Here is a 25,344-nt window from a genome sequence, read left to right as displayed (position 1 = left end):
CATTTATTAACAATCCTTACAAGTTCTTAGCAAAATATTTGCATACTATTCTCATTATATTATATTTGTATTACAATTTAACCCTCAATTAATCTTAAAATTTAAATGCTATGAAAAAATCCTTACTAATTGGGTTAGCTTTTGGAGTTGGAAGTGCTGCTATTGCTCAAGGCACGTATACCGGTCCTTCAATAGTTTCCCTACAAAAAGTGAAGCCATTTGCTGCAAAACAATCAGCTGCGGTTCAAGCACCACTAGGCGGACCAACTGATTCTTTTGAATCGATGGTATACAACTTAAGCGGTAGACCGCAAGTAGAACCAACAAACAGAGCTTTTACATCTGCTGTTATCGGAACAACTGAATATCAAAACCAAACAAATGCTTCAATCTGTAATCGTATTGTAAAAAATGCTGATGGTACAGTTGGTGCAACTTGGACATTCGCTGCTGACCCTGCTTGGGCAGACAGAGGAACAGGCTACAACTATTTTGATGGTACAGCATGGATGCCAAGTCCAACTGTACGTATCGAAACTGTTAGAACAGGATTTACAAACCTTGGAACAACTGGTTCGGGTGGAGAAGTTGTTGTGGCGCACACTACAGCTACTACAGATTTAGCATTCTTAAAACGTCCAGTAAAAGGAACAGGAGCTTGGACACAAACAACATTAGGTGTACCTGATGTTTGGGCTCGTATTGTAGTTGGTGGACCTGCTGGTCAATCGATGCATGTTATCTCTCAAACATCTGGAACAGGAACGACTCCATACATGGGACAAGATGGTGCAATTGCATACACACGTTCATTGGATGGTGGTGTTACCTGGGATAAAATCAGAACAGTAATCCCTCAAATTGATGCTGCATCTTACCTTGGTTTTGGTGGAGATTCTTATTCAATTGATGCTAACGGATCAACCATTGCTATTGTTGCTGGTGGTTTTGATGTGGATGTTGTATTAATCAAATCAACAGACGATGGAAATACATGGACAAAAACAATTGTTCACCAATTCCCTATTCCTTTATTTGATGCTACAACAATGACAACAGGAGATACAAATCCTGCGGATGGAAATCCTGATACAGTTGAATCTAATGATGCATCTGTAAATGTGATATTAGACGCTTCAAACAATGCACATGTATTCTTCGGAAGAATGCGCGTTTTGGGTGATGGTTCAGCATTATCTTATTTCCCTTATACTGATGGCTTAATGTACTGGAACGAAACAATGGGTACTTCTGCTCCTGTTATGATTGCTGCTTGTAAAGATTACAACAGCGATGGTTTATTAAACGTATACAACGATCCTACCGGTGCGGTATTAGGTGTTGGGACATTCCAAACATCTTTAACCTCTTTCCCAAGTGCCGGTATCGATGCATCAGGTAAATTATTTGTAACATATAGTTCAGTTTTCGAAGGAATCAATGATATCGGAGAAGGATACGACATTGCAAATGCTACTTTAACTGACCCTGTTAATCCAGGAAAAAGCTTCCGTCACCAATACGTAATGCGTTCTGATGACAATGGTGCTACATGGTGTGATCCAATTGATATTACTCAACCAGACTACACAAGCGCATCGTTTGATTATCATGAAGGTTCTTACGGAGCAATGGCAAAAGATGTTGATGGTTTTGTGCATGTAATTGTACAAGATGACCAAGCTGCAGGACATGGTGTTTCTACAACCACAACTCCGGATCCACAAGCAGGTCCAGCTAACATTATTTACTACAAAATCCCAGTTGCTGATTTAGCATGTGGAGCATCGGTTTCTGAAAACGAATTACTTTCTGAAATCAGCTTGTATCCTAACCCTGCATCCAACAATGTAAACTTAGTATTTAATTCAGCAAAATCTTCTAAAGCAAGTGTTACTGTTTACAATACAGTTGGACAAGCGGTTACCACAATGAATAAAAATTTAATTGCTGGTAACAATACTATTCAATTAGATATTACAGCTTACAACACTGGTATTTATTTTGTAAGTACTGTTGTTGAAGGAAAAACATACAGCCAAAAGCTAATTGTGAAATAGTTTTTGTTTGATTAAAATTTTAAAGCCTCGAGGTTTCCTCGGGGCTTTTTTTTATCTTTGAAATAAATAGTTCAGTTATGAAATTTAGAAACTTAATTGCAGTTGTTGTCGGTGTGGTCGTTAGTATCATCATCATTGTTATTGGTGAGGCATTGGCTCATATCCTAAATCCATTGCCGGAAGGAATAAACATGAACGACCCGGAAGCATTTAAATCCTTCGTCACAAACGCCCCCGTTTCCTTGCACTTAATTATACTGCTGAATTATGCCTTGGCATGTTTTGTTGGCGGACTTATCGCCTCCTCTATTGCAATTGATAACAAAATGAATAAAGCCATGTCGCTGGGAGGCATTTTTATGGGTGTTGGTATGTTTAGCTTAATTTCATTGGCACATCCCACTTGGGTTATTATTTGCTCTGTTTTAGTATTTCTTCCGTTTGCCTATTTAGGTGGAAGAATGAGTTTAAAAATATCCAGCAAAAAAAATAAGTACTTATTTTTTCTAGGCTATCACAAAAGAATATACTTTTATCACCGAAAGAAAAAACCAATAGTGGTTATTCAGAGTCTTGATTTCATAGTTAAACCTAATCAAGCTTATTCAGTTTAATTTAAATTACACCTGACACTCGCTCCTGTGTCGTAAATCCATCGTTATGAAAATTTACGAATATCAAGAACGGCTTCATCGTATCCGCAACTTAGCAAAACGAAATGCAACGGGAACACCAAAGGAATTAGCAAATAAAATTGGCGTTTCGGAACGTACATTATTTCGGCTCGTCAACCAGATGAAACACCAAGGTGTAGCGATTGAATATTCTCGAAAAATAAACACGTATTTTATAAATAGTTAACTGCTCGATTAAGTGGACTTCTTATTTAATCGTTTAATGGTTTTATCAATATATTTTTCGGTAGGTAACAACGAATTTTGTATCCGTTTCGCATAATTGATACTATCCGTTATTTCTTTATTCTTATCATCTACAATCCCCTTTTGAATCTCAATAATACCCTTCTGTTTTTTCGTTATTTTAAATCGAGAATAAATCAAGCCCAAAGCTACGAATGTGAGGAGCAAAACGATAATTAAAAAATAATTCTGCCGTTTGTTAGCTTGTACACTTAAATCTTTGCGCTTTAATTCTTCTGCAGCTTTAATGCTGTCAGTTACATGCAAGGTATTAAATTGCAGTAACAATTCCTTCCTATTAATTTCATTAATGGTTTCTTCTCTGTTGACAGAATCTGAAACAGCAGTATAGAGACGTAAAAATCTCACTTCATTTTTGTAGTCGAGCAATTTGCCATAGATCTTATTGAGCACATCATATGTGCTTACAAGTTCATGTGAATAGGCCGTTGTATCACAATACTGTAAAGCAACAAGTGCATATGACAAAGCCGTTTTAGGATTGTTCATATCCAGATAAACAGAAGCAATTTGTCCGTTAATAAAACCGATATCCGTTTTGTTCTGCGTTTTTTCATAAATCTGCTTTACAACAAAATATTTACTTAATGCACTATCCATCTCATTCTCATTCGAATGCAAACTTGCCAAATTACTTAACACATTCGCAATACGAATCGAATCCCGCAACTGCGTATTCATTTCCAGGGCTTTTTTAAAATAATACCTCCCCGTTTCATTATCCTTTTTTAAACTATAAGTAATTCCGAAATTATTAAATACTTGAGCTATTTTCAGACTATCGGAATGATCTAAATTCGTTTTGTTTTTTAATTCAAACAATGCTTTTTTGTAATAGACGAGTGCCTTGTTTGGCTCATCCAAAAAATAAAATGTATTCCCATAATTAAGGTAAATTAAGTATAATACCAAATGAGTTTCATTGATGTTCTCATTTTTCTTTTTATACTCTTCCAACAAAGAAATTCCGGATGAAAAAGATTGGATAGCATCATTATACTTCCCAATATTATTATAAAAAAGGCCTAAATAATTAAGTGTGGCTCCAGAGGTTAGCACCTCATTTTTCTCTTTAAAAAAACGAGACGCTGTTTTTAAAAAATAATAGGTTCGTTGATGGTTGCCATTCTCTTTGATGCTATCATAAAGTTCCCTGACAAAATCACGTTTTTTTTCAATACTGGCGTTTAGAGGATATTTATTTAATAATTCAAGAAAACGAATTGAATCATTTTGGGCAACAGAACAATTTACCCAAGCAGTAATAAACAAAAGACATATGCCTATCCGAATCTTCAACCCGAGAACTATTTCTTACAATTTTTTTTCATTAATTCATTTACTTCCGGGCCATAGCGCTGCTCAAAGCCATAATCTCTGGCGTACTCGAGAACTGAGCAAGCTTCCTTTTTTTTGCCTTGTGCAAGATAAACAAGCGCTAGATTTCGATAGGCATAACTATTGGTTGGATACAATTTAATAGAGAGATTAATATCTTTCAAAGCATTTGTATAATCGCCTTTCTTATAAAACACATATCCACGATTATTATAAATTAAGGCATCTTGGGAATCAATTGCAAGTGCTTTATTAAAATAACTGAGCGCTAAATCCAAACTATCCGTGTCTGCATAAATAAATCCCAAATTGACATATGGACCAATAAATGATGGATCAAGAACAATGATCTTTTTTAAACTCTGGATACTTTTATCCATCATACCTAAATCACCATAACAGGCAGATACATTGTTTAGGGCAGCAATATTAACTGGATCGAAAGCCAAAACTGTCTCAAAGTCTTTCACAGCACCTTTAAAATCTCTGTTACCTAATCGAGCGGTACCTCTGTTCATAATGTAGGAATGTTTCGAGGTGTCGTTTGTAGCATGGCTGATTGCTTGGTTATACATATATAAAGCTGAATCCGTCATTCCACTTGAATCATAATACACCCCTGCCCTGCTATATGCTTCCGCATTTTTTTCGTCTAATTTAATTGCTCTTCCAACAATTTTTAAGGCGTCTTTAGGTCCTGATAAAGCAAATTGAATTTCAGCTTTTTTTAGCAAATACCATTGATTTTTTGAGTCCAAAGCAATGGCTTTATCAATCATAACCATTGCATATTGAAAATCTTTTGCTTCTATTTTTTTATCAGCCATCGCATCAAACTCTTCGGCTGTTTGCCCAAAGGACAAGGCTGTAGGAATGAACAACACAATTACAAGGAGTAGTTTTTTCATTTGACCTTAAAATAAATTTAGTGAATAGTAATGCTTCTGCTGTTTAGTAAATCGTAATTTTTTTGATAACCGGAAATTGTCGATACTCCTTCAATTTAGGCTCAAAATACTCCTGATTGATGTAGGTAATACGAATAGATTTCCCTTGAAGAGAGGAGTATGAACCCGTTAAATCATTGGCGGTTTCAATAAAGCCCAACCAATAATATTTCGTAATTTTTCCAAGCTCATCTTTTAATGAAATGACAACAAATAAATCATCTTCGATTTTAGTTACAGTGCCCACAACAGACAATTCATCAACAGGAGGCGGTTCATCCACTTTTACCCGATTTGTAATTTTCACCAATGAATTCGGACAAGCACCGGCCATTTTGAGACCAATGATCCGACCTAATCGTTCTCCTTCTGTGTCGATATTTTCTAAGTCAATACCATATTCCTTTTTGATTTGTTTTTTATATGGATTTGCTGCATCTAACATACACAATCCTAATTCCATGTTAAATCGATCTTCCGGTAAGGTATCTGAAATATTATCCAAACACTCACATGTCTTTTTTACAATTTTATCCATAAAATCTTGAGCGAAAATTGTATTAACAGAAAAGAATAAAAAAGCAACGACTAAAATTCGTTTCATAAAGCAGTTTTTTAAAGAGTTATTCAATTATAGATTTATATTCTTTTACAAGGTAAGAATAATAGTTAAATGACGCATTTTTATTTTTAAGAAGCTTTGTAAATGGGAGATAGTATGTCCAAGCTATTTAAATAGTCCGAATATCTATCTAATTCGGCCTTCAATTCCGGGTCTGATTTACGAGCTGGACTAAAGCTAATAAATGGGGGCAAAACAGTCATTCCCACAAAATAGAACATACCATGCTGAATTGGGAAAAGTATCGTATCTAATTCCCCATTTTTACCACCATTGTAAGCTATTTCCGGACCACCGGTCGTCATGGTGATAAATGCCAACTTATTTTTATAGGTACCATTTTCATAAACCCCTTTTCCATTTCCATAAACCACCCCCATTGCAAATACGCGATCAACCCAGCCTTTTAAAATTGCCGGCAAACCAAACCACCACAAAGGAAAATTAAAAATAAGTATATCGCACCACTCCAGCTTCTCCATCTCCATTTTTAAGTCGGGGACAAACAAATTATTGGTATGAGCATTTACCTGTTCCATTTGATATTTAAAAAAGTCAGGATTGTTAACGGATGTAAAATCAGTTGCACCACCAACAGGATTAAACCCCATTTTATATAAATCGCTTTCTTTCACCTCATACCCTTTAGAAGTAAAATGCTGTTTTGCGTGCATTCTTAGACTAGAACAAAAAGATTTTTGCTCAGGGTGTGCGTGAATTATAAAAACCTTTTTCATTTGTCTTTTAATCGTTTAAATGATTTATCAATATATTTTTCGGTGGGCAACAATGAATTTTGTATGCGCTTTGCATATCGAATACTATCAATAATTTCTTTTTGTTTATCTTCAACTGTATTCTTTTGTTGTTCAATAATCTCATTTTTAGCGAGTAGTTCTATATTCGCTTTTTGTTTTTGTTTGGAACCTCTATAAATAACAATCGCCAAAACAACCATTAATATTAAACCGCCACATACAGCGTATAAAATCACTTTCTGTTCCTTTTCTTCTGCCATCCGTTTCATTTCAGTTTGTTTTTCTTCCATTGCACGAATCTGTTCTTTCTTTTCATTCTCAAATTGACCTTGAAGCTGGGTAATTGTTTCAGAAGTTTTCAGTCCTACCAAGCTATCACGATAAGTAACATATAACTTATGATTTGCAAAAGCTGAAGTAAAGTCTCCTTTTATACTATCCAACTCATACAACCCTTTATACGCATTTTTCTGATGCTCCTTACTTCCAATAAGTTTGGCAAGTGACAAAGCTGTTTTATAATATTTATAGGACCTACCATAGTCTTTGATTTCTTTATGTGCCAAGCCTAAAAAAATGTTGGATTCTGCAATTTCATTTTGAGAAAACAACATTGTTCGGTATTGTAAACAAGTATTAAAATTTTCTATTGCAGTATTATACTCTTTCTTCTTAAGATAAGTTAACCCAAACAAATCATACACATCAGCCATCCCACGGATATTCAAATTTTTCAAATATATCATTAAGGATTTGTTATTGTATTTGTCAACTGAATCGTATTTGTTTAAGTCATAAAAAATATATGCAATATGATTATAAACCTTAGCCATTCCCGCAGAATCATTAATTTCTTCAAATATTTTTTTAGATTTAAACTTATAGTCTAAAGCTTCAGTGTTTTTACCCATAAAATTGTAAATAGATCCAATACCAAGGTAGGAACGTGCTACTCCTTTTTTATCACCAATTTCTTCACGTATTTTTAGTGCAGCTAAATGATTTTTGATAGCATCGGAATAATCTCCTAAAAATCGATTAATAATGGCTAGATTGTTACACGCGTTTGCTTTTTCTTTTAAGAAAATACGGTAAGAACTGTCTTTGGCCTTAATAATGTTTTTATCTGACATTGTAAGTGCTTCTTCAGCAAATGCGTTGGATTGTTTATAATCGCCAATTTGCCACAACTCTTCACTTAATATATTTAATAAGCGAACTTTTAGAGTATCAACCTTGGTGGTTTTCGAGAGCTGAAGAATAGAATCGTAGTAACTTATTTGTGCATCGGAAGAGATGCAAAATAGAAAAGTGAAAACAATTAAGAAGGAGTATGTTCTTTGTGTCATATAAACACTCTAAAAATAATAGATTCCATTCAAATATAACCAAAAAAAAGCCCCTCCGAATATCTCGGAGGGGCTTTTTCAAATTCTTTTGACCTTAGTTTAGTACCATTTCGAACTGTTCACCGTTTTTAGATTTGCGGATGGAGAGCGCTTTTGAATAGTTCAGAATGTTGTTGATGACGTTTTTTCCTGGTTCATAAGGAAACTCTTTGCTATCATCATTTTTTTCATTCATTTCGGTACTCGTTGGTTCAATAATTTTTTTAGTAGATGTTTTATTCATTCAGTTTGTTTAGAGGTTTATGATAGGATAACGAAGCCAATTCTGGAATATTGTATAAAGGGTAAAAAAACATAAAAGATTTCTCCGCTGCGGTCGAAATGACAAAAAAAGGGTAGTCGAAAAGACATTACTACAAAGACTTTCAATAAAAAAGAGGGCTGCTCCCAAAGAAACAGCCCTTTTTTATAACTTAATTAACCCATTCAACCAAAATGATTTCTAATTTAAAGACTAATAACCAACTCTTTCTCCTCAATCATCTTGCGGAGATTGATCAAAGCATACCGCATACGACCGAGAGCAGTATTAATACTCACATTGGTTTGTTCCGAAATTTCTTTAAAACTCATATCATAATAATGACGCATCATCAAAACTTCTCTTTGTTCTGCAGGTAAGGCCTCTACAAGCTTACGGATATCTTTGCGCACTTGAGATTGAATAATCTCTTCTTCAGCCGTTTTATCATACACGCCCAATACGCTAAAAATATCAAATTCTTCTCCTTCATCATTCGTTCCTCCGCTGATAGTTGGCATACGTTTATCCCTTCTGAAGGTATCAATGATTAAATTGTGGGAAATACGCAATACCCAAGGCAAAAATTTACCTTCTTCGTTATAATGCCCTTTTTTCAAGGTATTAATCACTTTAATAAAGGTGTCTTGAAAAACATCTTCTGCTAATGCTCTGTCCTTAACAGTAAGCATGATGTAGCTGAAAATTCTACGTTTGTGGCGTGTAATCAATAAAGATAGTGCTGATTCATCACCCTTGATGTACTGATTAACGAGTTCTTGATCGTCAACAAACTGTTGAATAGGCATAGGACCTCCTTTTTTATGTAATGATTAATTATAAAAAAGTAAAGGTTTTCCTTATGGTTCTTCAGTTTTTAAAGGCTTTTTACAAATTTTGTTAAATCGCCTCGGGTGAATAATAAATTGAAATATGAATTGTTTAACGAAGAAATTGTTCAAATGTTGCGTTGAAATGAAAATAATTTCTTTTGCTTTAACAAATATACATTACATATCCCTAAAAACAAAACGAAATTGATTAATTTTGCGAGCCTTTGAGACAAATGAGTGAAATATAGCGGTCACTTTCTCAAATTTTCACATTTTTCATCATACATTTTACACAATTAATGGCTAAGCCTAAAAATATAGAAGACCTCAATTCAAAAGAATACATCATCATTAAAGGTGCCCGAGTGCATAATTTGAAAAATATTGATGTTGCTATTCCTCGAAATAAGTTAGTAGTAATAACCGGACTTTCTGGTTCTGGAAAATCGTCCCTTGCTTTTGATACTTTATATGCAGAAGGCCAAAGACGTTATGTAGAAAGTCTTTCCTCCTACGCTCGCCAGTTTCTTGGACGAATTGATAAACCGGAAGTAGATTATATTAAAGGTATTTCACCTGCGATTGCCATCGAGCAAAAGGTTAATTCAAGAAATCCGCGTTCTACTGTTGGGACTTCAACGGAAATTTACGACTACCTCAAACTGTTGTATGCACGCATCGGCAAAACAATGTCACCCATTTCCGGTAATCAAGTTAAACGTGACACTGTTAATGATGTTTCTAAATACATTCAAGCTTTAGCTCCTGAAACAAAAATTCTGGTTCTTGCACCAGTCAAAAAGCAAGCGGATAAAACGTTCAAAAAGCAATTAGAATTACTCGCGCAACAAGGATTTAATCGCGTTCAGCAAAACGGGATTGTTTCGAAGATAGAAGACTTTGTTGCAGCAAAATTTTCTGAAAAAGATCAAATTTATATTGTGGTTGATCGGTTGACAGTTCGTCCAGATGATGAAGATAATGAAAATCGAATTTCCGATTCTGTTCAGACTGCTTTTTATGAAGGTGACGGTGAATGTGCAATTGAGATGATACTGAACGAAGAAGTAACGAGTAAAATTTCAGATACTGACAAAAAGAGCAAATCAAAAGTTATAAGTCAAAAGTCAAAAGAAGAAAAGAAAGCTCATACTAGCGAAAAACTTAGAGTTTTTTCAAATAAATTTGAGCTGGACGGAATGACGTTCGAAGAACCATCCACTAATTTTTTAGTTTCAATAACCCTATTGGTGCATGTAAACATTGTGAAGGATTTGGTACCGTTATCGGTATTGATGAGGATTTAGTGATTCCCAACAAAAACCTTTCTGTTTTCGAAGATGCCATTGTTTGTTGGAAAGGTGAAAAGATGAGTGAATGGAAGAATGTTTTAGTTACCAATTCGCATAAATTTGACTTCCCAATTCACCGTTCCATTTACGATTTAACTGCAAAAGAAAAAAAGTTACTGTGGACCGGAAACAAATATTTCCAAGGATTAACGGCCTTCTTTGAGCATTTGGAATCACAAGCCTATAAAATTCAATACCGAGTGATGTTGTCTCGCTACAGAGGAAAAACAACTTGCCCCGATTGCCAAGGTACCCGCCTTCGGAAAGATGCGACCTATGTAAAAGTTGCTGAACACTCGATTAATGATGTGGTATTAATGCCCATTAAGGAGTCTTTAAGCTTTTTCTCAAAAATAAAATTGACCGACTACGAAACAGAAGTTGCCAAACGAATTTTAGTTGAAATAAAAAATCGTTTGCAATTTTTAGATGATGTCGGGTTGGGGTATTTAACCCTCAATCGTTTGTCCAACACCTTGTCCGGTGGTGAATCACAACGAATTAATTTGGCTACATCCTTGGGAAGCAGCTTGGTGGGCTCCATGTACATTTTAGATGAACCCAGTATCGGGCTACATTCACGTGATACCACACGATTAATAAAAGTCCTTAACTCGTTACGCGATATTGGCAATACTGTAATTGTTGTTGAACATGATGAAGAAATCATGCGTGCTGCCGATCAACTGATTGACATCGGTCCGCTTGCTGGTACCCATGGAGGAGAATTGGTATTCCAAGGCACTCATAAAGAATTGGCAAAGGAAGAAAAAAGTTTAACCGCATTGTATCTGACCGGCAGAGAAAGTATTCCGGTACCTTCCTCCAGAAGAAATTGGAATCACTTTATTGAACTATTGGGAGTAAGAGAAAACAATTTAAAAGGAGTGAATGTAAAATTTCCTTTAAATGTTATGTGCGTGGTAACCGGTGTTAGTGGTTCAGGAAAAACATCTTTGGTAAAACGTGTTTTGTATCCTGCATTAAAAAAGATTCATGGAGGTTTTGGAGAAGCCACCGGAAGTTTTGAAAAATTAAATGGGGATTACAAAAGCATAGGTGCCGTTGAAATGATTGACCAAAATCCGATTGGAAAATCATCTCGTTCGAATCCTGTAACGTATGTAAAAGCATACGATGAAATTCGTACCTTATTTGCGGATCAAACGTTGGCAAAAACAGAGGCTACAAACCTTCCCATTTTTCGTTCAATGTCGATGGAGGAAGATGTGAAGTGTGCGAAGGGGAAGGCGAAGTGACAGTTGAAATGCAATTTATGGCGGATATTCATCTGGTTTGCGAGGCCTGCAATGGCAAGAGATTCAAACAAGATATTCTGGAAATCACATATCAGGATAAAAACATTTCTGACATTTTAAATATGACGGTGGATGATGCCATCGACTTTTTTAACTTGCCTCAACGACCATCTAATACTGAAAAGAAAATCATTCAGAAACTACAGCCACTTTCAGATGTAGGATTAGGATATGTGCACCTAGGGCAGCCCTCCAGCACCTTGAGCGGTGGTGAAGCGCAACGTATCAAACTCGCTTCATTTTTGGGAATTGGGCAAAATAGCAGTACTCCAACTTTGTTTATTTTTGACGAACCTACAACAGGATTGCATTTTCATGATATTTCTAAATTGCTTTATGCCTTCAATGCATTGATCAAACAAGGGCATTCTTTAATCATTATTGAGCATAATTCAGAAATCATTAAATGTGCTGATTGGATTATTGATTTAGGACCGGAAGGGGGAAATGCAGGAGGAACAATTGTATTTGAAGGTCTTCCTGAAAATTTAGTGAATTGCAAGGCATCCTACACTGGCCAATATCTAAAAGATAAAATTTAAAACAGATACATGCCTAAAACAATCCCTACAAAAACATTTGTTGTTTTAATCATTTTAATATCGTTTCTATTTTTTGGAAAAACATTAAATCATGAATTTGTATGGGACGATGAGCTTTCGCATCTCACACGGCATGAGGATGTAATGAAAGGCAATCTTGCCAACATTTGGGCAAAACCCTACGATGGAATGTACATTCCAGTGACGTATACCATCTGGACAGGTGTAAAAAAGTTATCTTATAACAAATTTAAGAAAGAGTTGAATCCTAAACTTTTTCATTTCACCAATATCCTCTTTCATACTTCCAATTCCATTCTTGTTTTCTTGATTTTAATGCTGTTGTTTAAAAACAGTCCGGCAGCATTTGCAGGAACTTTGTTTTTTCTACTCCACCCGCTTCAGGTTGAAAGTGTCGCCTGGGTATCTGAGTTCAGAGGTATTTTGGCCGTATTTTTTAGTTTGCTCTCCATTTATGTTTTATTAAAAAATATCGATTTTTTTGATTCTTTCAAAACCGTATTACGTTCACGCTCCTTTATACTTGCAACACTTTTTTATGTTTTGGCATTATTAAGCAAGCCGTCTGCCGTTGCTTTGCCCTTTGTTGCATTGATACTAATCTGGGCATTTTACACGAATCATTTTAAAACAGCATTAAAAGCCATTATCATTTGGTTTATATTATTCATCCCCATTTTGCTTTTAACAAGCAACAGCCAAACAAACGAGATCATGAACGTTATTGTTCCGATAGCGCAACGTCCACTCGTTGCCAGCTACTCGATTGCCTTTTATTTTTACAAAATCATTTTGCCATTCAATCTTTCTGCTTGTTATGGAATAACACCGGAGACAATTGTAAAAGGTTGGGAGATGTATGCCGCACTTATCCTAACAGCAGGAATATTTCTGTTTTTGTTTCTTAAACGCTCAAACTACAAAACACTTTTTACCTCCTACTCCATTATTGTTTTTTCGTTATTACCGGTTATTGGATTGGTCACATTTTATTACCAACGCTATTCGAATGTTGCTGACCGTTATATGTACTTCGGAATGTTCGGAATTGCACTTCTTATTGCTCATTTCTGGAATAAAAAATTCAATAACGATTATCTAAAATATGCTCTAGGAGTTTTTTTAGTTATTATTTCCTTCTCCGGTTTTTACCACTTGGATACATGGAAAAACGAATTTACCTTATGGGACAATGCAATGAAACAAAATCCAAACCAATGGAATGCTGCATACAACCGAGGGGTTTATTATACGAAAGTTGGAAAATCAAGTGAGGCCATAGAAGACTACACAATTGCGTTACGCTACAAACCAAATGATTCAAAGACACTCACCAACCGTGCGAATGCATATGGAATGCTAAACCGATATGAGGAAGCGATTACGGATTATTCAACAGCTTTAAAACTGAATGAAAAGGATGCAAGTATCTATTACAACAGAGCATTAACCTACTATTACATGAAAAACATCAAAGCTTGTTCGTATGATTTACAAATGGCGATGAGGATGGGATTTAAACCGGATCCTCAATTTGTGAGGGCTGTAAAAGCGGAGTTAAACATACAGTTTGGAAGTCGTTAGGCTAGCTCTTCTTTAAATTGCAATTCGAACAATCGTTTGTATTGTCCATTTTGTTTCAGTAATTCCTGATGATTTCCTATTTCAATAATTTCGCCTTTGTCCATCACAATAATTTTGTCTGCTTTCTGAATGGTTGCCAACCGGTGAGCAATGACAATGGATGTTCTTCCTTTTGTAAGGATTTCAATTGCATTTTGAATCAATTTCTCCGACTCGGTATCAATGGAGGAGGTAGCTTCATCCAGTACTAAAATTTTTGGATCATAAACGTAAGCTCTAATGAATGAAATCAATTGGCGTTGTCCAACAGATAACATACCGCCACGTTCCATCGCATTGTAATCATAACCATTCGGCAATTTGCTAATGAACTCATGGGCTCCTACCATTTTAGCTGCAGCAACAATCTCTTCCCGAGTAATTTCAGGATTATTCAAAGAAATGTTATTCGCGATGGAATCTGAAAACAAAAATACATCTTGCAAAACCACACCAATATTTTGTCGCAAGGAAGTTAATTCATAATCTCTAACATCGATGCCATCGATGGAAATACGTCCTTTGTTGTACTCATAAAAACGATTGAGTAGATTAATAATAGACGACTTCCCGGCTCCAGTTGCACCAACAAGGGCAATTGTTTCCCCGCTTTTCACAGAAAACGATATGTTTTTTATAATCCAATTTTCATCATTGTAAGCAAACCATACATCTTGAAAGTCAACATTGCCTTGAATCCGGCAGCTTGCTTCGTTCCATTGTCTTGAATAATTTCAACTGTATCCAATACTTTCAAAACACGCTCTGACGAAACCATCCCCATCTGTAAGGTATTAAATCGATCCGCAAGTTGACGAATGGGGCGAAACATCATGTTTAAAAACATAATGAAGGACATCAATTGCCCAATAGTTGTTTGTCCTTCCAATACACCTTTTCCACCCCACCATACAATTAATGCCAATGCCAAAGAAGAAAGAATCTCAACCACCGGAAAAAAAATGGAATACGCCATTATCGAATCAATGTTTGCATCGCGATGCAGTCTATTGATTTTATCAAATTTTTTGTATTCCGCTTTTTCGCGATTAAAAATTTGAATAATACTCATTCCGGTAATATGTTCTTGAACAAACGTATTTAAACGTGCTACCTGTGTGCGAACGTCCTGAAAGGACTTTTGAACGGACTTTTTAAAAATATAAGTAGCAATCAGTAGCAAAGGAATTGTTGTAAGTGCAATGATGGTTAATTTAAAATTGATGAAGAACATCACAAAAACAATCACTACAATTTTTAAAATATCACCGATAATAACAATCAAACCGTTAGAAAAAATATCAGCAATTACTTCTATATCAGAAACGGCACGTGTCACCATCATTCCAATGGGATTGTTATCGTAATACTTCAATCGAAGATTCAGAATGTGTTTATACAATTGAACGCGAATATCTTTAATTACTTTTTGTCCCAAGCTATTGGTTAAATAGGAATCCACAAACTGCATCAAAGCTTCAGAAACAAGCAATGCAACCAATACCATTGTCATGATCAACAACATGGAAGGATTGGGTGTCGCTACATAATGATCAAACGTATATTGAATTAAGATTGGTCGAACCGGAGAAAGAAATGCTAGAAAGATAGTCGTACAAACAGCTAACGCAAAATTTTTGCGATAGGGTTTTACATAGGTAAATATCCTTTTCAGAATCGCTACATCAACTGCTTTTCCAATAATTGTTTTTTTCTTCTCTTTAGACATTAAAATAATCTTTCGGATAATCTACTTTTATTAAATACAATCCACATGCATGAGCTGACAATCCAGCATTTGAACGTTTCTTACTTTCAATGATTTCTTTAAATTCTGCCAACGTAGTTTTTCCTTTTCCAACCTCCAACATGGTTCCAACAATTGCCCGCACCATGTTTCTTAAAAAACGATCCGCGGAAACTGTAAAAATCAATAAATCATTTTCTTCTCTCCATTCTGCTTTATAGAGTTTGCAAATATTTGAACCGGTTTGTGTATTGCTTTTAGCAAAAGCTGAGAAATCACTATAATCAAACAATATCTTACAAGCTTTGTTCATTTCAAGAACATTCAAATCACCGTAAATAAAGCATGAACTGCTGATTCGAAAAGGATCTTTTTTTCTATTAATAACATATTGATAAGTTCTTGCAATGGCATCAAAGCGCGCATTTGCATTCTCCTTCACTTTTAAAATTTTATGAATTGCGATGTCCGGAGGCAAGGCGTGGTTGAATTTAAAAACCCATTTCGCTTCATCCGCAAGTAAATCCACGGAGGTGTCAAAATGCGCAAAATAATCCGATGCATGTACCCCTGTATCCGTTCGCCCACAACCCATCACCGAAATCTCTTCATTCAACAGTTTAGAGAGCATTTCATTTATAACTTGTTGAATTGTCAAAAACGTATTTATCTGAACTTGCCAACCATGGTAAGCAGTTCCATTATATGAAAGCTGAATAAAATAACGTTTCATTAACATAGTGAGAGTCGTCCAAAGCAATCCCGAAAGCAATCGAGAAGAGGAAGGACAAATGTAAGGAAATTAATGCTCGAAATTGTTTATCTAACCATCTGAATTACACCAATTCACTTATTTACTTTAACAATTTTTAACAGCGCCAATACCCTATTCGCGTAGGTTTGTATTAATTTTGCACAAACTAAAAATGCTAAACGATTCTGCTCCTGCAGAACAAAAAAATCAAACAAATGACTGATATCAAAGAATTGAACGAGCGCATTCAAAAGGAAAGTGCCTTTGTTGACTTGCTATCCATGGAAATGGATAAAGTAATTGTGGGTCAAAAACACATGGTTGAACGTTTGCTGATTGGGTTATTATCCAACGGACATATTCTTCTCGAAGGGGTTCCAGGATTGGCAAAGACATTAGCCATAAAATCGTTGGCCAGCTGTATTCATGCTGACTTTAACCGTATTCAGTTTACACCCGATTTACTTCCTGCCGATTTAGTAGGAACAATGATATACAGTCAGAAAAAGGAAGAATTTTCTGTAAAGAAAGGTCCAATTTTCGCGAATTTTATTTTAGCTGATGAGATTAACCGTGCTCCGGCAAAGGTTCAAAGTGCCTTACTTGAAGCAATGCAAGAAAAGCAAGTAACCATTGGTGAACAAACCTTTCAGTTACCAAACCCATTTTTAGTATTAGCAACACAAAACCCAGTTGAGCAGGAAGGAACTTACCCATTGCCTGAAGCACAAGTAGATCGATTTATGCTAAAAGTAGTGATTGGTTATCCGAGCAAAGAGGATGAACGAAAAATCATTCGTCAAAATTTAGCAAGCCAATACCCTACCGTAAATCCGATTTTAAAACCGGAAGACATCCTCAGTGCGCGAAAAGTTGTGAAGGATGTTTATATGGACGAAAAAATTGAAAAATACATTGTTGACATTGTTTTTGCTACCCGATTCCCTGAAGAATACAAATTAAACAAGTTTGCCGGATTAATCAGTTTCGGAGGCTCTCCACGTGCGAGCATCAATTTAGCGATGGCTGCCAAAGCCTATGCATTTATCAAACGAAGAGGGTATGTGATACCTGAAGATGTACGCGCTATCTGTAATGATGTATTGCGCCACCGTATTGGTTTAACTTATGAGGCAGAAGCTGAAAACATCACTTCAGAAATGATCATTAACGAGATTCTAAACACAGTTGAAGTGCCATAATTTACAGATAACCAATCAAAACTAATTTTCAAATCTAGGTGTTTAAAAACAGGTTTTAGAATTTAGTAAAGATTCGTTATTCGTAATATTCGTAAAGATTCGTTATTCGTTATATGGAAACAAGTGAGCTTTTAAAAAAAGTAAGAAAGATTGAAATAAAAACACGTGGTCTCTCCAACCAAGTATTTTCCGGAGAGTATCATAGTGCTTTTAAAGGGCGTGGAATGACATTTTCTGAAGTACGTGAATACCAGCCCGGAGACGACATTCGTTCCATCGATTGGAATGTAACCGCCCGCTTTAATTCTCCATTTGTAAAAGTGTTTGAAGAAGAGCGTGAAATGACCGTTATGATTTTAGTTGATGTAAGTGCCTCGGGTGAATTTGGAACAAGAAAACAACTAAAACAGGATTTAATAACCGAGTTATGTGCTGTTCTTGCTTTCTCCTCCATTCAAAACAATGATAAAATTGGTGTGATCTTTTTTACTGATAAAATAGAAAAATTCATTCCTCCCAAAAAAGGAAAGACACATGTTCTAAGAATTATTCGTGACTTAATCGAATTCAAACCGGAGCATAAAAAAACAAATATTGAACTGGCACTAAAGTATTTGACAAGTGTCATTAAAAAAAGAAGCATTGCATTTGTCATTTCTGATTTTATGGACTCGAAATTTAGTGATGCACTGAAAATTGCCAACAAAAAACACGATTTAATTGCTTTGCGCATCTATGACAAACGAGAATTAGAACTACCGAATGTTGGATTATTAAAATTAGTGGATGCAGAAAGCGGTCAATTGAAATGGATAGACACATCTGACAAAAAAGTAAGAACGCAATACGTTGTAAATGCAAAAAAACACGAAGCATTTTTAAAAGACACATTTAACAAAAGTGGTGTGGATGCAGCAAATATTAATACAGAAGAATCATACATTCCTCCTTTGACAAATTTATTTAAACGCAGATAAGGTATTAAACCGGCCTCCCGAATAGCAGATTAAGTTGACAAAAAAAGAAGAATAGCGAATAAAAATGAATATTAAGTTAAACTTTAAAATTATCGTTCCTGCATTACTGATGCTGGTTGTGCTTGCTATTCCTGTTGCTTCCTTTGCACAAAAAATAAAAGCTACAGCTAAACTTGACAGCAATGAGATTCAAATTGGACAACAAGTAAAATTAGAATTAAGTATCCAATACAGAGTAGACAATGGAAAACGCATTCAAGTATTGTGGCCCGAAATAGCGGATACCATTCGAAAAGAAGTTGAAGTGGTGAGTCAGAGTAAAATTGATACCATCGTTGACAAAAATGATCCGTTTTTATTTACACAAACACAAATCCTAAGCATCACATCTTTTGATTCGGGATATTGGGCAATTCCTCCATTTAAATTTTTAGCCGGAGATACCAATGGTGTATACACAGATCCTTTGTTACTGCAAGTAAGTACCATGACTGTCGATACTACCCAAGCAATAAAAGATATTAAAGAGCCCTACGAGCAAACCTACAACTGGATGGATTGGATAAAAGACAATATGCTTGTAGTTTGGGTAATACTGGGCGCAATTTTGGTTATCGTTATTCTTTTATTGATTTTCAAATATACTCGAAAAGTAAAACCGGTAATGGTTGAAGTAGAAATACCGAAAATCCCAGCACATATCATTGCGTTTGAAAAATTAGATGACCTTAAAACACAAAACCTTTGGCAAGAAGGCAAGTTGAAATTATATCATAGTCAGCTTACCGACATTATCCGTGAATACATTGAAAATCGTTATAAAATTCAGGCGATGGAGCAAACAACAGATGAAATTTTATTCGGTTTTAGAAACGTAGCAATTGATGAAGACAGCAAGTCGAAACTAAAACAAGTATTGCTTTTGGCGGACTTAGTAAAATTTGCCAAAGAGCAACCGTTACCAACCGAAAATGATTTAAGCATGAGTAATAGTTATGCCTTTATCAATGGTACAAAAAAAGACGAAGAAATAACTGATAAGAAAAAAATTAATTAATAGCATATACCACTAATGTTTGATTTTTTTAACGATATCACATTTGCAAACAAAGAATTACGATGGTTATTTCTCGTAATTCCGATGATTCTCGTTTGGTATCTATTCAAAAATAAATCAATACAAGCAGAAATAAAGACTTCTTCATTTAGTGGTTTCGAAAAAATCAAACCTTCGTTCAAGCAATATTTACGTCACTTGATAATCGTAATTCGTTTGGCTGCGCTTTCTGCTTTAATTCTTGTGTTGATGCGCCCTCAATCCCGTTCAAGTTTCAAAGATGTAAAAACAGAAGGAATTGATATTGTGATTGCACTGGATATTTCGTCCAGTATGCTCGCGAAAGATTTTAAACCCAACAGATTGGAAGCAGCCGAAGAATTAGCCGTTAAATTCATCGATAGCCGTCCAAATGACCGAATAGGCTTAGTTATTTTTAGTGGAGAAAGTTTTACTCAATGTCCGCTCACCTCCGATCACGATGTGATTAAGAATTTATTTACCGGGATAAAGTTAGGTATGCTTGCCGATGGAACAGCAATCGGAAATGGATTAGCAACGTCTGTAAGTCGGATTAAAGACAGTAAAGCAAAAAGCAAAGTGGTGATTTTATTAACTGATGGGGTTAATAACCAAGGCTCAGTGGCACCAATCACTGCTGCAGAAATTGCAAAAGCATTTGGAATTCGAGTGTATACCATTGGCTTAGGAACAATGGGTAAGGCGTTATCTTTTGCGGGGATTTATCCGGATGGAAGTTACGCCTATGAATATGCGGACGTTGTAATTGATGAAAAAACATTGACAGAAATTGCGGACATGACCGGTGCAAAATATTTCAGAGCAACAGACAACGATAAATTGAAAGAGGTATACAAAGAGATTGATCGTTTGGAAAAAACAATCTTTGAAGAAAAGAACTTTACAAATAAATCAGAACATTTTTTACCCTTTGCAATTGCCGCAGTAATTTTATTATTGATTGAATTTTTATTAAAAAACACCATACTAAAAAGCATATCCTAACGTGTTTCAATTAGAAAATACATATTTCATTTATGCCTTCGGAATTCTCCCAATTCTGGTGATTGCTTTATGGTTGGTTAGCAGATGGCGAACTAAAGCAATAAAATCTTTTGGAGACATTCACATTGTACAGCAATTATTCCCGGATGTTTCTAAAACAAAACGAATCTGGAAAAATGTATTGTATTTACTTGCATTTGCGCTTCTGATTGTTGGTTTAATCAACCCACAAGTAGGAAGTAAATTAGAAGAAGTGAAACGTAAAGGAGCGGATTTAATGATTTGCTTAGATGTTTCTAACAGTATGAAGGCGGAAGATTTGCAGCCCAATCGATTAGAAAAATCCAAACAAGCACTCTCAAAGTTAATTGATAAACTAGAAGGTGACCGTATCGGAATTATTGTATTTGGAGGGGAAGCGTATGTTCAACTTCCCATTACAACGGATTACTCTGCTGCAAAACTATTCTTAGAAAGCATCAGCACCGACCTTATTCCTACCCAAGGAACAGATATTGGAAAGGCAATTGACATGGCGATGAATTCATTTGGTAAAGACGAAGGAAAAAACAAAGCCATCGTTATTATTACCGATGGAGAAAACCATGACCAAAATGCAATTAATGCGGCTGAATCAGCTGTTGAAAAAGGCATTACCATTCATACAATTGGAATGGGCTCAGCCGAAGGTGCTCCTATCCCTATCTATAAAAACAATGTCCGTGAGGGATTCAAAAAAGACAAAGAAGGCAATACGGTTGTGACAAAATTGAATGAACAAATGTTACAAGAACTATCCGCAGCCGGCAATGGAATTTATGTTCGCGCAACCAATTCGGATGCTGGATTAAACAACATTCTGGATGCCATTGACAAATTGGAAAAGAAACAATTTGAAAGCAAGATGTATAGTGATTACGAAGATCGATTTCAGTGGTTTATTGCGGGAGCATTTTTGCTTCTTCTTGTTGAAACCCTTCTTACAGAGCGAAAAAGCAAATTGTATCAACGCTTGAATTTATTTGGAAATGAAAAGAAGTAGCCCATACATACCGGTTAATTTATATTGGATAAACGCATTGTTTATTCTAATGCTTGCATTTCCTTTGTTCACCTCTGCCCAATCAGAAAAAAAACATATCAAGAACGGAAACGAAGCGTATCAGAAATCGGATTATGTGACAGCAGAAAAAGAATACAACAAGGCTTTAGCAAAGAATAAAGATTCCTATAAAGGATCATTTAACTTAGGAAATGCCTACTACAAACAAGGGAAATATGAGGAAGCTGCCAACCAATTTCAATTATTAACCCATAGAGCTACGTCAAAAGACACACTTGCCAAAGCATTTCATAATTTGGGAAATGCCTTATTGAAATCTAAAAAATATCAAGAAAGTGTTGATGCTTATAAAAATGCTTTAAAAAACAATCCGAATGATGCAGACACTAGATATAATTTAGCTTATGCACAGCAATATTTAAAACAACAACAGCAACAACAAAAGAAAGAAGAAGAAAAAAAGGACAAAGAAAAGAAAGAGGATAAAAAAGAGAACAAGGACAAAGAGAAGGAAAAGAAAGAAAAAGAAGAGAAAGAAAAAGAACAGGATAAAAATAAAGACAAACAAGAAGAACAAAAGAATAAAATTTCGAAAGAAGATGCTCAACGCTTATTAGACGCCTTACAAAATGACGAGAAGAACCTTCAAGATAAAATGAAGAAAGGGAAAACAAAAGGTGTTAAAGTAGAAATTGAAAAAGATTGGTAGAAAACAAAACTAAAATGGTGATTGTTTTAAACTAAAAAGAAAAAGTCACAATTGGCAAAAAAGCAATTGAAAAGAATCGTTTACATAGCATTTTTATTTTTACTTCTGACCAATTATTTGTTGGCTCAAAAGCTGACGACCTCTGTTAGCTCAAACAGAGTTGCAGTAGGCGAAGCATTTCAAATACAATTTTCATTAAGTGGACCAGGTAACAATTTCAAATTACCTGCAATGAATGATTTCGAAATTTATGAAGGCCCTTATCAATCTTCCAGCACATCCATTGTGAATGGAACGGTAACACAATCTTCTTCATTAACGTATGTTATCGGAGCAAAAAAAGAAGGAAAATTTACGATTGGTGCCGCCTCGGTAAGTTCCGGTGGCAAAGTTATTCAATCAAATCCCGTTTCAATTGAAGTTACAAAAGGAGCAGGAAATTCAGGAAATTCAAATAACAATTCCGGCAATCAGAATGTAACAAAACCAACCAGCTCTGATATTGGAGATAATATTTTGCAAAAACAAGTGTAAGCAAATCAAAAGTATATATGGGAGAGGTAATTGAAGTTACTTTTAAAGTATATACGCGCTTAGAAATGCAGATCAGAGGCTTATCTAAACTCCCTGCCTATGATGGTTTTTTTGTTCAAGAAATCAAAAACAAAGAAGCTACCAAACAAACCAATGAAACCATAAATGGCATTACGTATGTTGTGGGTGAAATTCACAAAACGTATTTGATTCCGCAACATGCAGGTAAATTAACCATCGACCCTTTTGAAATCGAGTGCATTGTTCGTCAAAAATCAAAACGCAAACCAAGAGATATTTTTGAACAAATTATAGGTGGTGGCTACGAAGAGGTTTTGTATCCGTTAAAAAGCTCACCTGTTACAATAGATGTGATGGCATTACCTGAAGAAGGAAAACCGGAAGGTTTTTCAGGAGCAGTTGGTAGCTATACGTATAAAGCAGTAATGTCAAAAGACAAAGTAAAAGCAAATGATGCTGTTAACCTTACACTAACGCTCACCGGTAAAGGAAACATTAAATTAGTTGAGCCGACAAAAGTAAATTTTCCTGAAGATTTTGAGACGTACGATGCAAAAACCAGTGAAAACATTGCTGTAACAAATAGTGGAATCAGTGGTTCAAAAACCTTCGACTATCTTTTTATACCTCGTCACGAGGGCGAATACTCCATTGAACCGCTTAGCTTCAGTTATTTCGATCCTATAAAAAAAGAATACATTACACTCCCTTCCCCTACGTTTAATTTACATGTAGACAAAGGAGATGGGACTGTTGCAACAGTGATTGGCGGAACAAATGCAAAAGAAGATATTAAAGTGTTGGGTAACGATATCCGTTACATCAAAACAACAACGAACTTAAAAGATAAAGAGCATTTTTTCTTTGGTTCTGCGCTCTTCTATTCACTTTTAATCAGTCCCCTACTTTGTTTCATTGCATTTGTTTTTATTAGACGTAAAAACATCGCAGATAATAAAGATGGTGTTGCCGTAAAAAGCAGAAAAGCGACCAAAATGGCTCGCAAACGACTAACAGTTGCCGAAGGGCATTTAAATTCAAACAACAAAGAACTGTTTTACATTGAAATATTCAAATCACTCTATGGCTATATCAGCGATAAGTTGAATTTACCTGTTGCCGAATTAAACAAAGAGCATATTTCAGAAACGTTAAAAAGCAGAAGTGTTTCCGCACCAACTATTGAAAAACTGATGACAACCCTTGATAATTGTGAGTTTGCAAGATATGCTCCAAGTGCTGCATCCGGTGATTTAAAAGGAATTTACGACAATACTGTTGAACTCATTACAAAAATTGAAGATGAAATTGTTTAATCACAAATTCTTGCATATAATTTTTATTGCTCTTTTCATTTGCAATTCCTCTTTTGCGAATACAAATGAAATGACATTTGATAGCGCCAATTCTGCTTATGCAAAAGGCGATTATCAAAAAGCTATTGATTTATACAATCGCATCATCGATTCCAACCAAGCATCTTCGGAACTTTATTTTAACCTCGGCAATGCACATTATAAAGCCAACAACATCGGCTTAGCCATTTTAAATTATGAGAAAGCCAAATTACTTAATCCCGATGATGAAGACTTGGTGATGAATTTAAAATTAGCCAATCAAAAAACGGAGGATAAGATTGATGCGGCACCACAGCTCTTTTTATCCGAATGGAAAAATGGGATTGTGAATATTTTCAGTGAAAAAGCCTGGTCAATTAGCTGTATTTTATTTTTTGTTGCAGCATTGATTTTCATTGGAATTTACATCACTTCACACCGAAGTGGATTAAAAAAGCTGGGTTTTTTCGTAGGACTTCTTCTTTTTATATTGAGCATTTTCTTGTATTTCGTTGCGCAAGACAAATACGAACTTACAAAAAACAGTTCAAACGCGATTGTCATATCAGGAACAGCTACCATTACAGGTTCACCTGATGAAAAAGGGACAAAACTCTTCATATTACATGAAGGGACAAAAGTTGAAATTACCGAGGAGCAATCCGAATGGACAGAGATAAAAATTGCCAATGGAAATGTTGGTTGGATTAAGTCCAAATTTATCTCAAAAATCTAAATTTTCACCTCTTCTTTCGCCCTGTTAATCCAATAATAGCGCAGACTTCAATATTATCTCCATATTTTTAACAAAATCAGATACGGATGCAACCTTTCCTTATCTTTTTGTATCTATTTTGTATCTAATTTGATTGGATTAAACATTATAAGTTACTCTCTTGTTTTTTACTTAC

21 protein-coding genes and 2 pseudogenes are annotated in these 25,344 nt (G+C 35.3%); 14 read left to right on the top strand and 9 right to left on the bottom strand.

Annotated features, from left to right (window positions below; genetic code table 11):
• The first annotated feature begins 110 nt into the window (after positions 1–110).
• From IPP64_06075 to IPP64_06065, 3 genes are all read left to right on the top strand, one after another.
• Positions 111–2,060, top strand: coding sequence for a T9SS type A sorting domain-containing protein (locus tag IPP64_06075; protein MBL0328976.1), 1,950 nt, complete (start codon positions 111–113; stop codon positions 2,058–2,060).
• Between the two features lie 77 nt (positions 2,061–2,137).
• Complete coding sequence (locus tag IPP64_06070) at positions 2,138–2,674, top strand: hypothetical protein (GenBank protein ID MBL0328975.1); 537 nt, start codon at positions 2,138–2,140, stop codon at positions 2,672–2,674.
• Between the two features lie 46 nt (positions 2,675–2,720).
• On the top strand, positions 2,721–2,921 hold the full coding sequence (locus IPP64_06065) for a hypothetical protein (GenBank protein ID MBL0328974.1): 201 nt from the start codon (positions 2,721–2,723) through the stop codon (positions 2,919–2,921).
• Between the two features lie 8 nt (positions 2,922–2,929).
• Here the strand turns inward: IPP64_06065 and IPP64_06060 are convergent, their stop codons facing one another.
• The 7 genes from IPP64_06060 to IPP64_06030 all read right to left on the bottom strand — a co-directional run bounded on the left by IPP64_06060 (position 2,930) and on the right by IPP64_06030 (position 9,125).
• Positions 2,930–4,273 carry a hypothetical protein gene (locus tag IPP64_06060; protein ID MBL0328973.1) on the bottom strand — a complete coding sequence of 448 codons (1,344 nt, stop codon included), beginning with the start codon at positions 4,271–4,273 and terminating at the stop codon, positions 2,930–2,932.
• Between the two features lie 35 nt (positions 4,274–4,308).
• A complete protein-coding gene (locus tag IPP64_06055; protein MBL0328972.1) occupies positions 4,309–5,247 on the bottom strand; it encodes a tetratricopeptide repeat protein in 939 nt (312 codons plus the stop codon).
• A 43-nt stretch (positions 5,248–5,290) separates the two neighbouring features.
• Positions 5,291–5,890 carry a hypothetical protein gene (locus tag IPP64_06050; protein MBL0328971.1) on the bottom strand — a complete coding sequence of 200 codons (600 nt, stop codon included), beginning with the start codon at positions 5,888–5,890 and terminating at the stop codon, positions 5,291–5,293.
• An 86-nt stretch (positions 5,891–5,976) separates the two neighbouring features.
• On the bottom strand, positions 5,977–6,645 hold the full coding sequence (locus IPP64_06045; GenBank protein ID MBL0328970.1) for an NAD(P)H-dependent oxidoreductase: 669 nt from the start codon (positions 6,643–6,645) through the stop codon (positions 5,977–5,979).
• Positions 6,642–7,856 (bottom strand): tetratricopeptide repeat protein, encoded by a 1,215-nt coding sequence (locus tag IPP64_06040; protein MBL0328969.1) that lies wholly within the window; start codon positions 7,854–7,856, stop codon positions 6,642–6,644. The genes IPP64_06045 and IPP64_06040 overlap by 4 nt, the downstream gene beginning before the upstream one ends.
• A 253-nt stretch (positions 7,857–8,109) precedes the next feature.
• Entirely contained in the window at positions 8,110–8,298 is a 189-nt protein-coding gene (locus IPP64_06035) for a hypothetical protein (GenBank protein MBL0328968.1), read from the bottom strand.
• Positions 8,299–8,522: 224 nt separating this feature from the next.
• Positions 8,523–9,125 carry a sigma-70 family RNA polymerase sigma factor gene (locus IPP64_06030; GenBank protein MBL0328967.1) on the bottom strand — a complete coding sequence of 201 codons (603 nt, stop codon included), beginning with the start codon at positions 9,123–9,125 and terminating at the stop codon, positions 8,523–8,525.
• 323 nt (positions 9,126–9,448) lie between these two features.
• Here IPP64_06030 and uvrA point away from each other — a divergent pair.
• Together uvrA and IPP64_06020 are read left to right on the top strand one after the other, a co-directional pair.
• Positions 9,449–12,362: pseudogene (gene uvrA / locus IPP64_06025) on the top strand (excinuclease ABC subunit UvrA).
• 9 nt (positions 12,363–12,371) lie between these two features.
• Positions 12,372–13,967 carry a tetratricopeptide repeat protein gene (locus tag IPP64_06020; protein MBL0328966.1) on the top strand — a complete coding sequence of 532 codons (1,596 nt, stop codon included), beginning with the start codon at positions 12,372–12,374 and terminating at the stop codon, positions 13,965–13,967.
• Here the strand turns inward: IPP64_06020 and IPP64_06015 are convergent.
• Positions 13,964–15,735 (bottom strand): annotated as a pseudogene (locus tag IPP64_06015) (ABC transporter ATP-binding protein). The gene IPP64_06020 and the pseudogene IPP64_06015 sit on opposite strands and share 4 nt — an antisense overlap.
• Positions 15,728–16,486 (bottom strand): tRNA pseudouridine(38-40) synthase TruA, encoded by a 759-nt coding sequence (truA, locus tag IPP64_06010; protein MBL0328965.1) that lies wholly within the window; start codon positions 16,484–16,486, stop codon positions 15,728–15,730. Before truA ends, IPP64_06015 begins: the two are co-directional and overlap by 8 nt.
• A gap of 227 nt (positions 16,487–16,713) precedes the next feature.
• On the opposite strand from truA, the gene IPP64_06005 reads away from it, so the two are divergent.
• The 9 genes from IPP64_06005 (at position 16,714) to IPP64_05965 (ending at position 25,169) form a co-directional block, all read left to right on the top strand.
• Positions 16,714–17,709 (top strand): MoxR family ATPase, encoded by a 996-nt coding sequence (locus IPP64_06005; protein MBL0328964.1) that lies wholly within the window; start codon positions 16,714–16,716, stop codon positions 17,707–17,709.
• 113 nt (positions 17,710–17,822) lie between these two features.
• On the top strand, positions 17,823–18,686 hold the full coding sequence (locus IPP64_06000; GenBank protein MBL0328963.1) for a DUF58 domain-containing protein: 864 nt from the start codon (positions 17,823–17,825) through the stop codon (positions 18,684–18,686).
• A gap of 64 nt (positions 18,687–18,750) precedes the next feature.
• Entirely contained in the window at positions 18,751–19,743 is a 993-nt protein-coding gene (locus tag IPP64_05995) for a hypothetical protein (protein MBL0328962.1), read from the top strand.
• A 15-nt stretch (positions 19,744–19,758) separates the two neighbouring features.
• Positions 19,759–20,769, top strand: coding sequence for a VWA domain-containing protein (locus IPP64_05990; protein MBL0328961.1), 1,011 nt, complete (start codon positions 19,759–19,761; stop codon positions 20,767–20,769).
• Position 20,770: 1 nt separating this feature from the next.
• Positions 20,771–21,811 carry a VWA domain-containing protein gene (locus IPP64_05985; protein MBL0328960.1) on the top strand — a complete coding sequence of 347 codons (1,041 nt, stop codon included), beginning with the start codon at positions 20,771–20,773 and terminating at the stop codon, positions 21,809–21,811.
• A 49-nt stretch (positions 21,812–21,860) separates the two neighbouring features.
• Positions 21,861–22,541, top strand: a complete 681-nt coding sequence (locus tag IPP64_05980; GenBank protein MBL0328959.1) for a tetratricopeptide repeat protein — start codon at positions 21,861–21,863, stop codon at positions 22,539–22,541.
• Positions 22,542–22,607: 66 nt separating this feature from the next.
• Positions 22,608–23,075 carry a BatD family protein gene (locus IPP64_05975; protein MBL0328958.1) on the top strand — a complete coding sequence of 156 codons (468 nt, stop codon included), beginning with the start codon at positions 22,608–22,610 and terminating at the stop codon, positions 23,073–23,075.
• 17 nt (positions 23,076–23,092) lie between these two features.
• On the top strand, positions 23,093–24,412 hold the full coding sequence (locus tag IPP64_05970; protein ID MBL0328957.1) for a protein BatD: 1,320 nt from the start codon (positions 23,093–23,095) through the stop codon (positions 24,410–24,412).
• Between the two features lie 70 nt (positions 24,413–24,482).
• Positions 24,483–25,169, top strand: a complete 687-nt coding sequence (locus IPP64_05965; protein ID MBL0328956.1) for a tetratricopeptide repeat protein — start codon at positions 24,483–24,485, stop codon at positions 25,167–25,169.
• The last annotated feature ends 175 nt before the right edge of the window (positions 25,170–25,344 follow it).

This window comes from Bacteroidota bacterium, from assembly GCA_016722565.1.
Lineage (GTDB): Bacteria > Bacteroidota > Bacteroidia > 2-12-FULL-35-15 > 2-12-FULL-35-15 > 2-12-FULL-35-15.
This window is presented reverse-complemented; position numbering and strand designations above follow the sequence as displayed.

Excerpts from the sequence above, each read along its gene's own strand:
- IPP64_06075 (MBL0328976.1), top strand. The coding sequence starts at position 111 with ATGAAAAAATCCTTACTAATTGGGTTAGCTTTTGGAGTTGGAAGTGCT.
- IPP64_06070 (MBL0328975.1), top strand. The coding sequence starts at position 2,138 with ATGAAATTTAGAAACTTAATTGCAGTTGTTGTCGGTGTGGTCGTTAGT.
- IPP64_06065 (MBL0328974.1), top strand. The coding sequence starts at position 2,721 with ATGAAAATTTACGAATATCAAGAACGGCTTCATCGTATCCGCAACTTA.
- IPP64_06055 (MBL0328972.1), bottom strand. The coding sequence starts at position 5,247 with ATGAAAAAACTACTCCTTGTAATTGTGTTGTTCATTCCTACAGCCTTG.
- IPP64_06050 (MBL0328971.1), bottom strand. The coding sequence starts at position 5,890 with ATGAAACGAATTTTAGTCGTTGCTTTTTTATTCTTTTCTGTTAATACA.
- IPP64_06045 (MBL0328970.1), bottom strand. The coding sequence starts at position 6,645 with ATGAAAAAGGTTTTTATAATTCACGCACACCCTGAGCAAAAATCTTTT.
- IPP64_06035 (MBL0328968.1), bottom strand. The coding sequence starts at position 8,298 with ATGAATAAAACATCTACTAAAAAAATTATTGAACCAACGAGTACCGAA.
- IPP64_06030 (MBL0328967.1), bottom strand. The coding sequence starts at position 9,125 with ATGCCTATTCAACAGTTTGTTGACGATCAAGAACTCGTTAATCAGTAC.
- IPP64_06020 (MBL0328966.1), top strand. The coding sequence starts at position 12,372 with ATGCCTAAAACAATCCCTACAAAAACATTTGTTGTTTTAATCATTTTA.
- truA (MBL0328965.1), bottom strand. The coding sequence starts at position 16,486 with ATGAAACGTTATTTTATTCAGCTTTCATATAATGGAACTGCTTACCAT.
- IPP64_06000 (MBL0328963.1), top strand. The coding sequence starts at position 17,823 with ATGGAAACAAGTGAGCTTTTAAAAAAAGTAAGAAAGATTGAAATAAAA.
- IPP64_05995 (MBL0328962.1), top strand. The coding sequence starts at position 18,751 with ATGAATATTAAGTTAAACTTTAAAATTATCGTTCCTGCATTACTGATG.
- IPP64_05990 (MBL0328961.1), top strand. The coding sequence starts at position 19,759 with ATGTTTGATTTTTTTAACGATATCACATTTGCAAACAAAGAATTACGA.
- IPP64_05980 (MBL0328959.1), top strand. The coding sequence starts at position 21,861 with ATGCTTGCATTTCCTTTGTTCACCTCTGCCCAATCAGAAAAAAAACAT.
- IPP64_05970 (MBL0328957.1), top strand. The coding sequence starts at position 23,093 with ATGGGAGAGGTAATTGAAGTTACTTTTAAAGTATATACGCGCTTAGAA.
- IPP64_05965 (MBL0328956.1), top strand. The coding sequence starts at position 24,483 with ATGACATTTGATAGCGCCAATTCTGCTTATGCAAAAGGCGATTATCAA.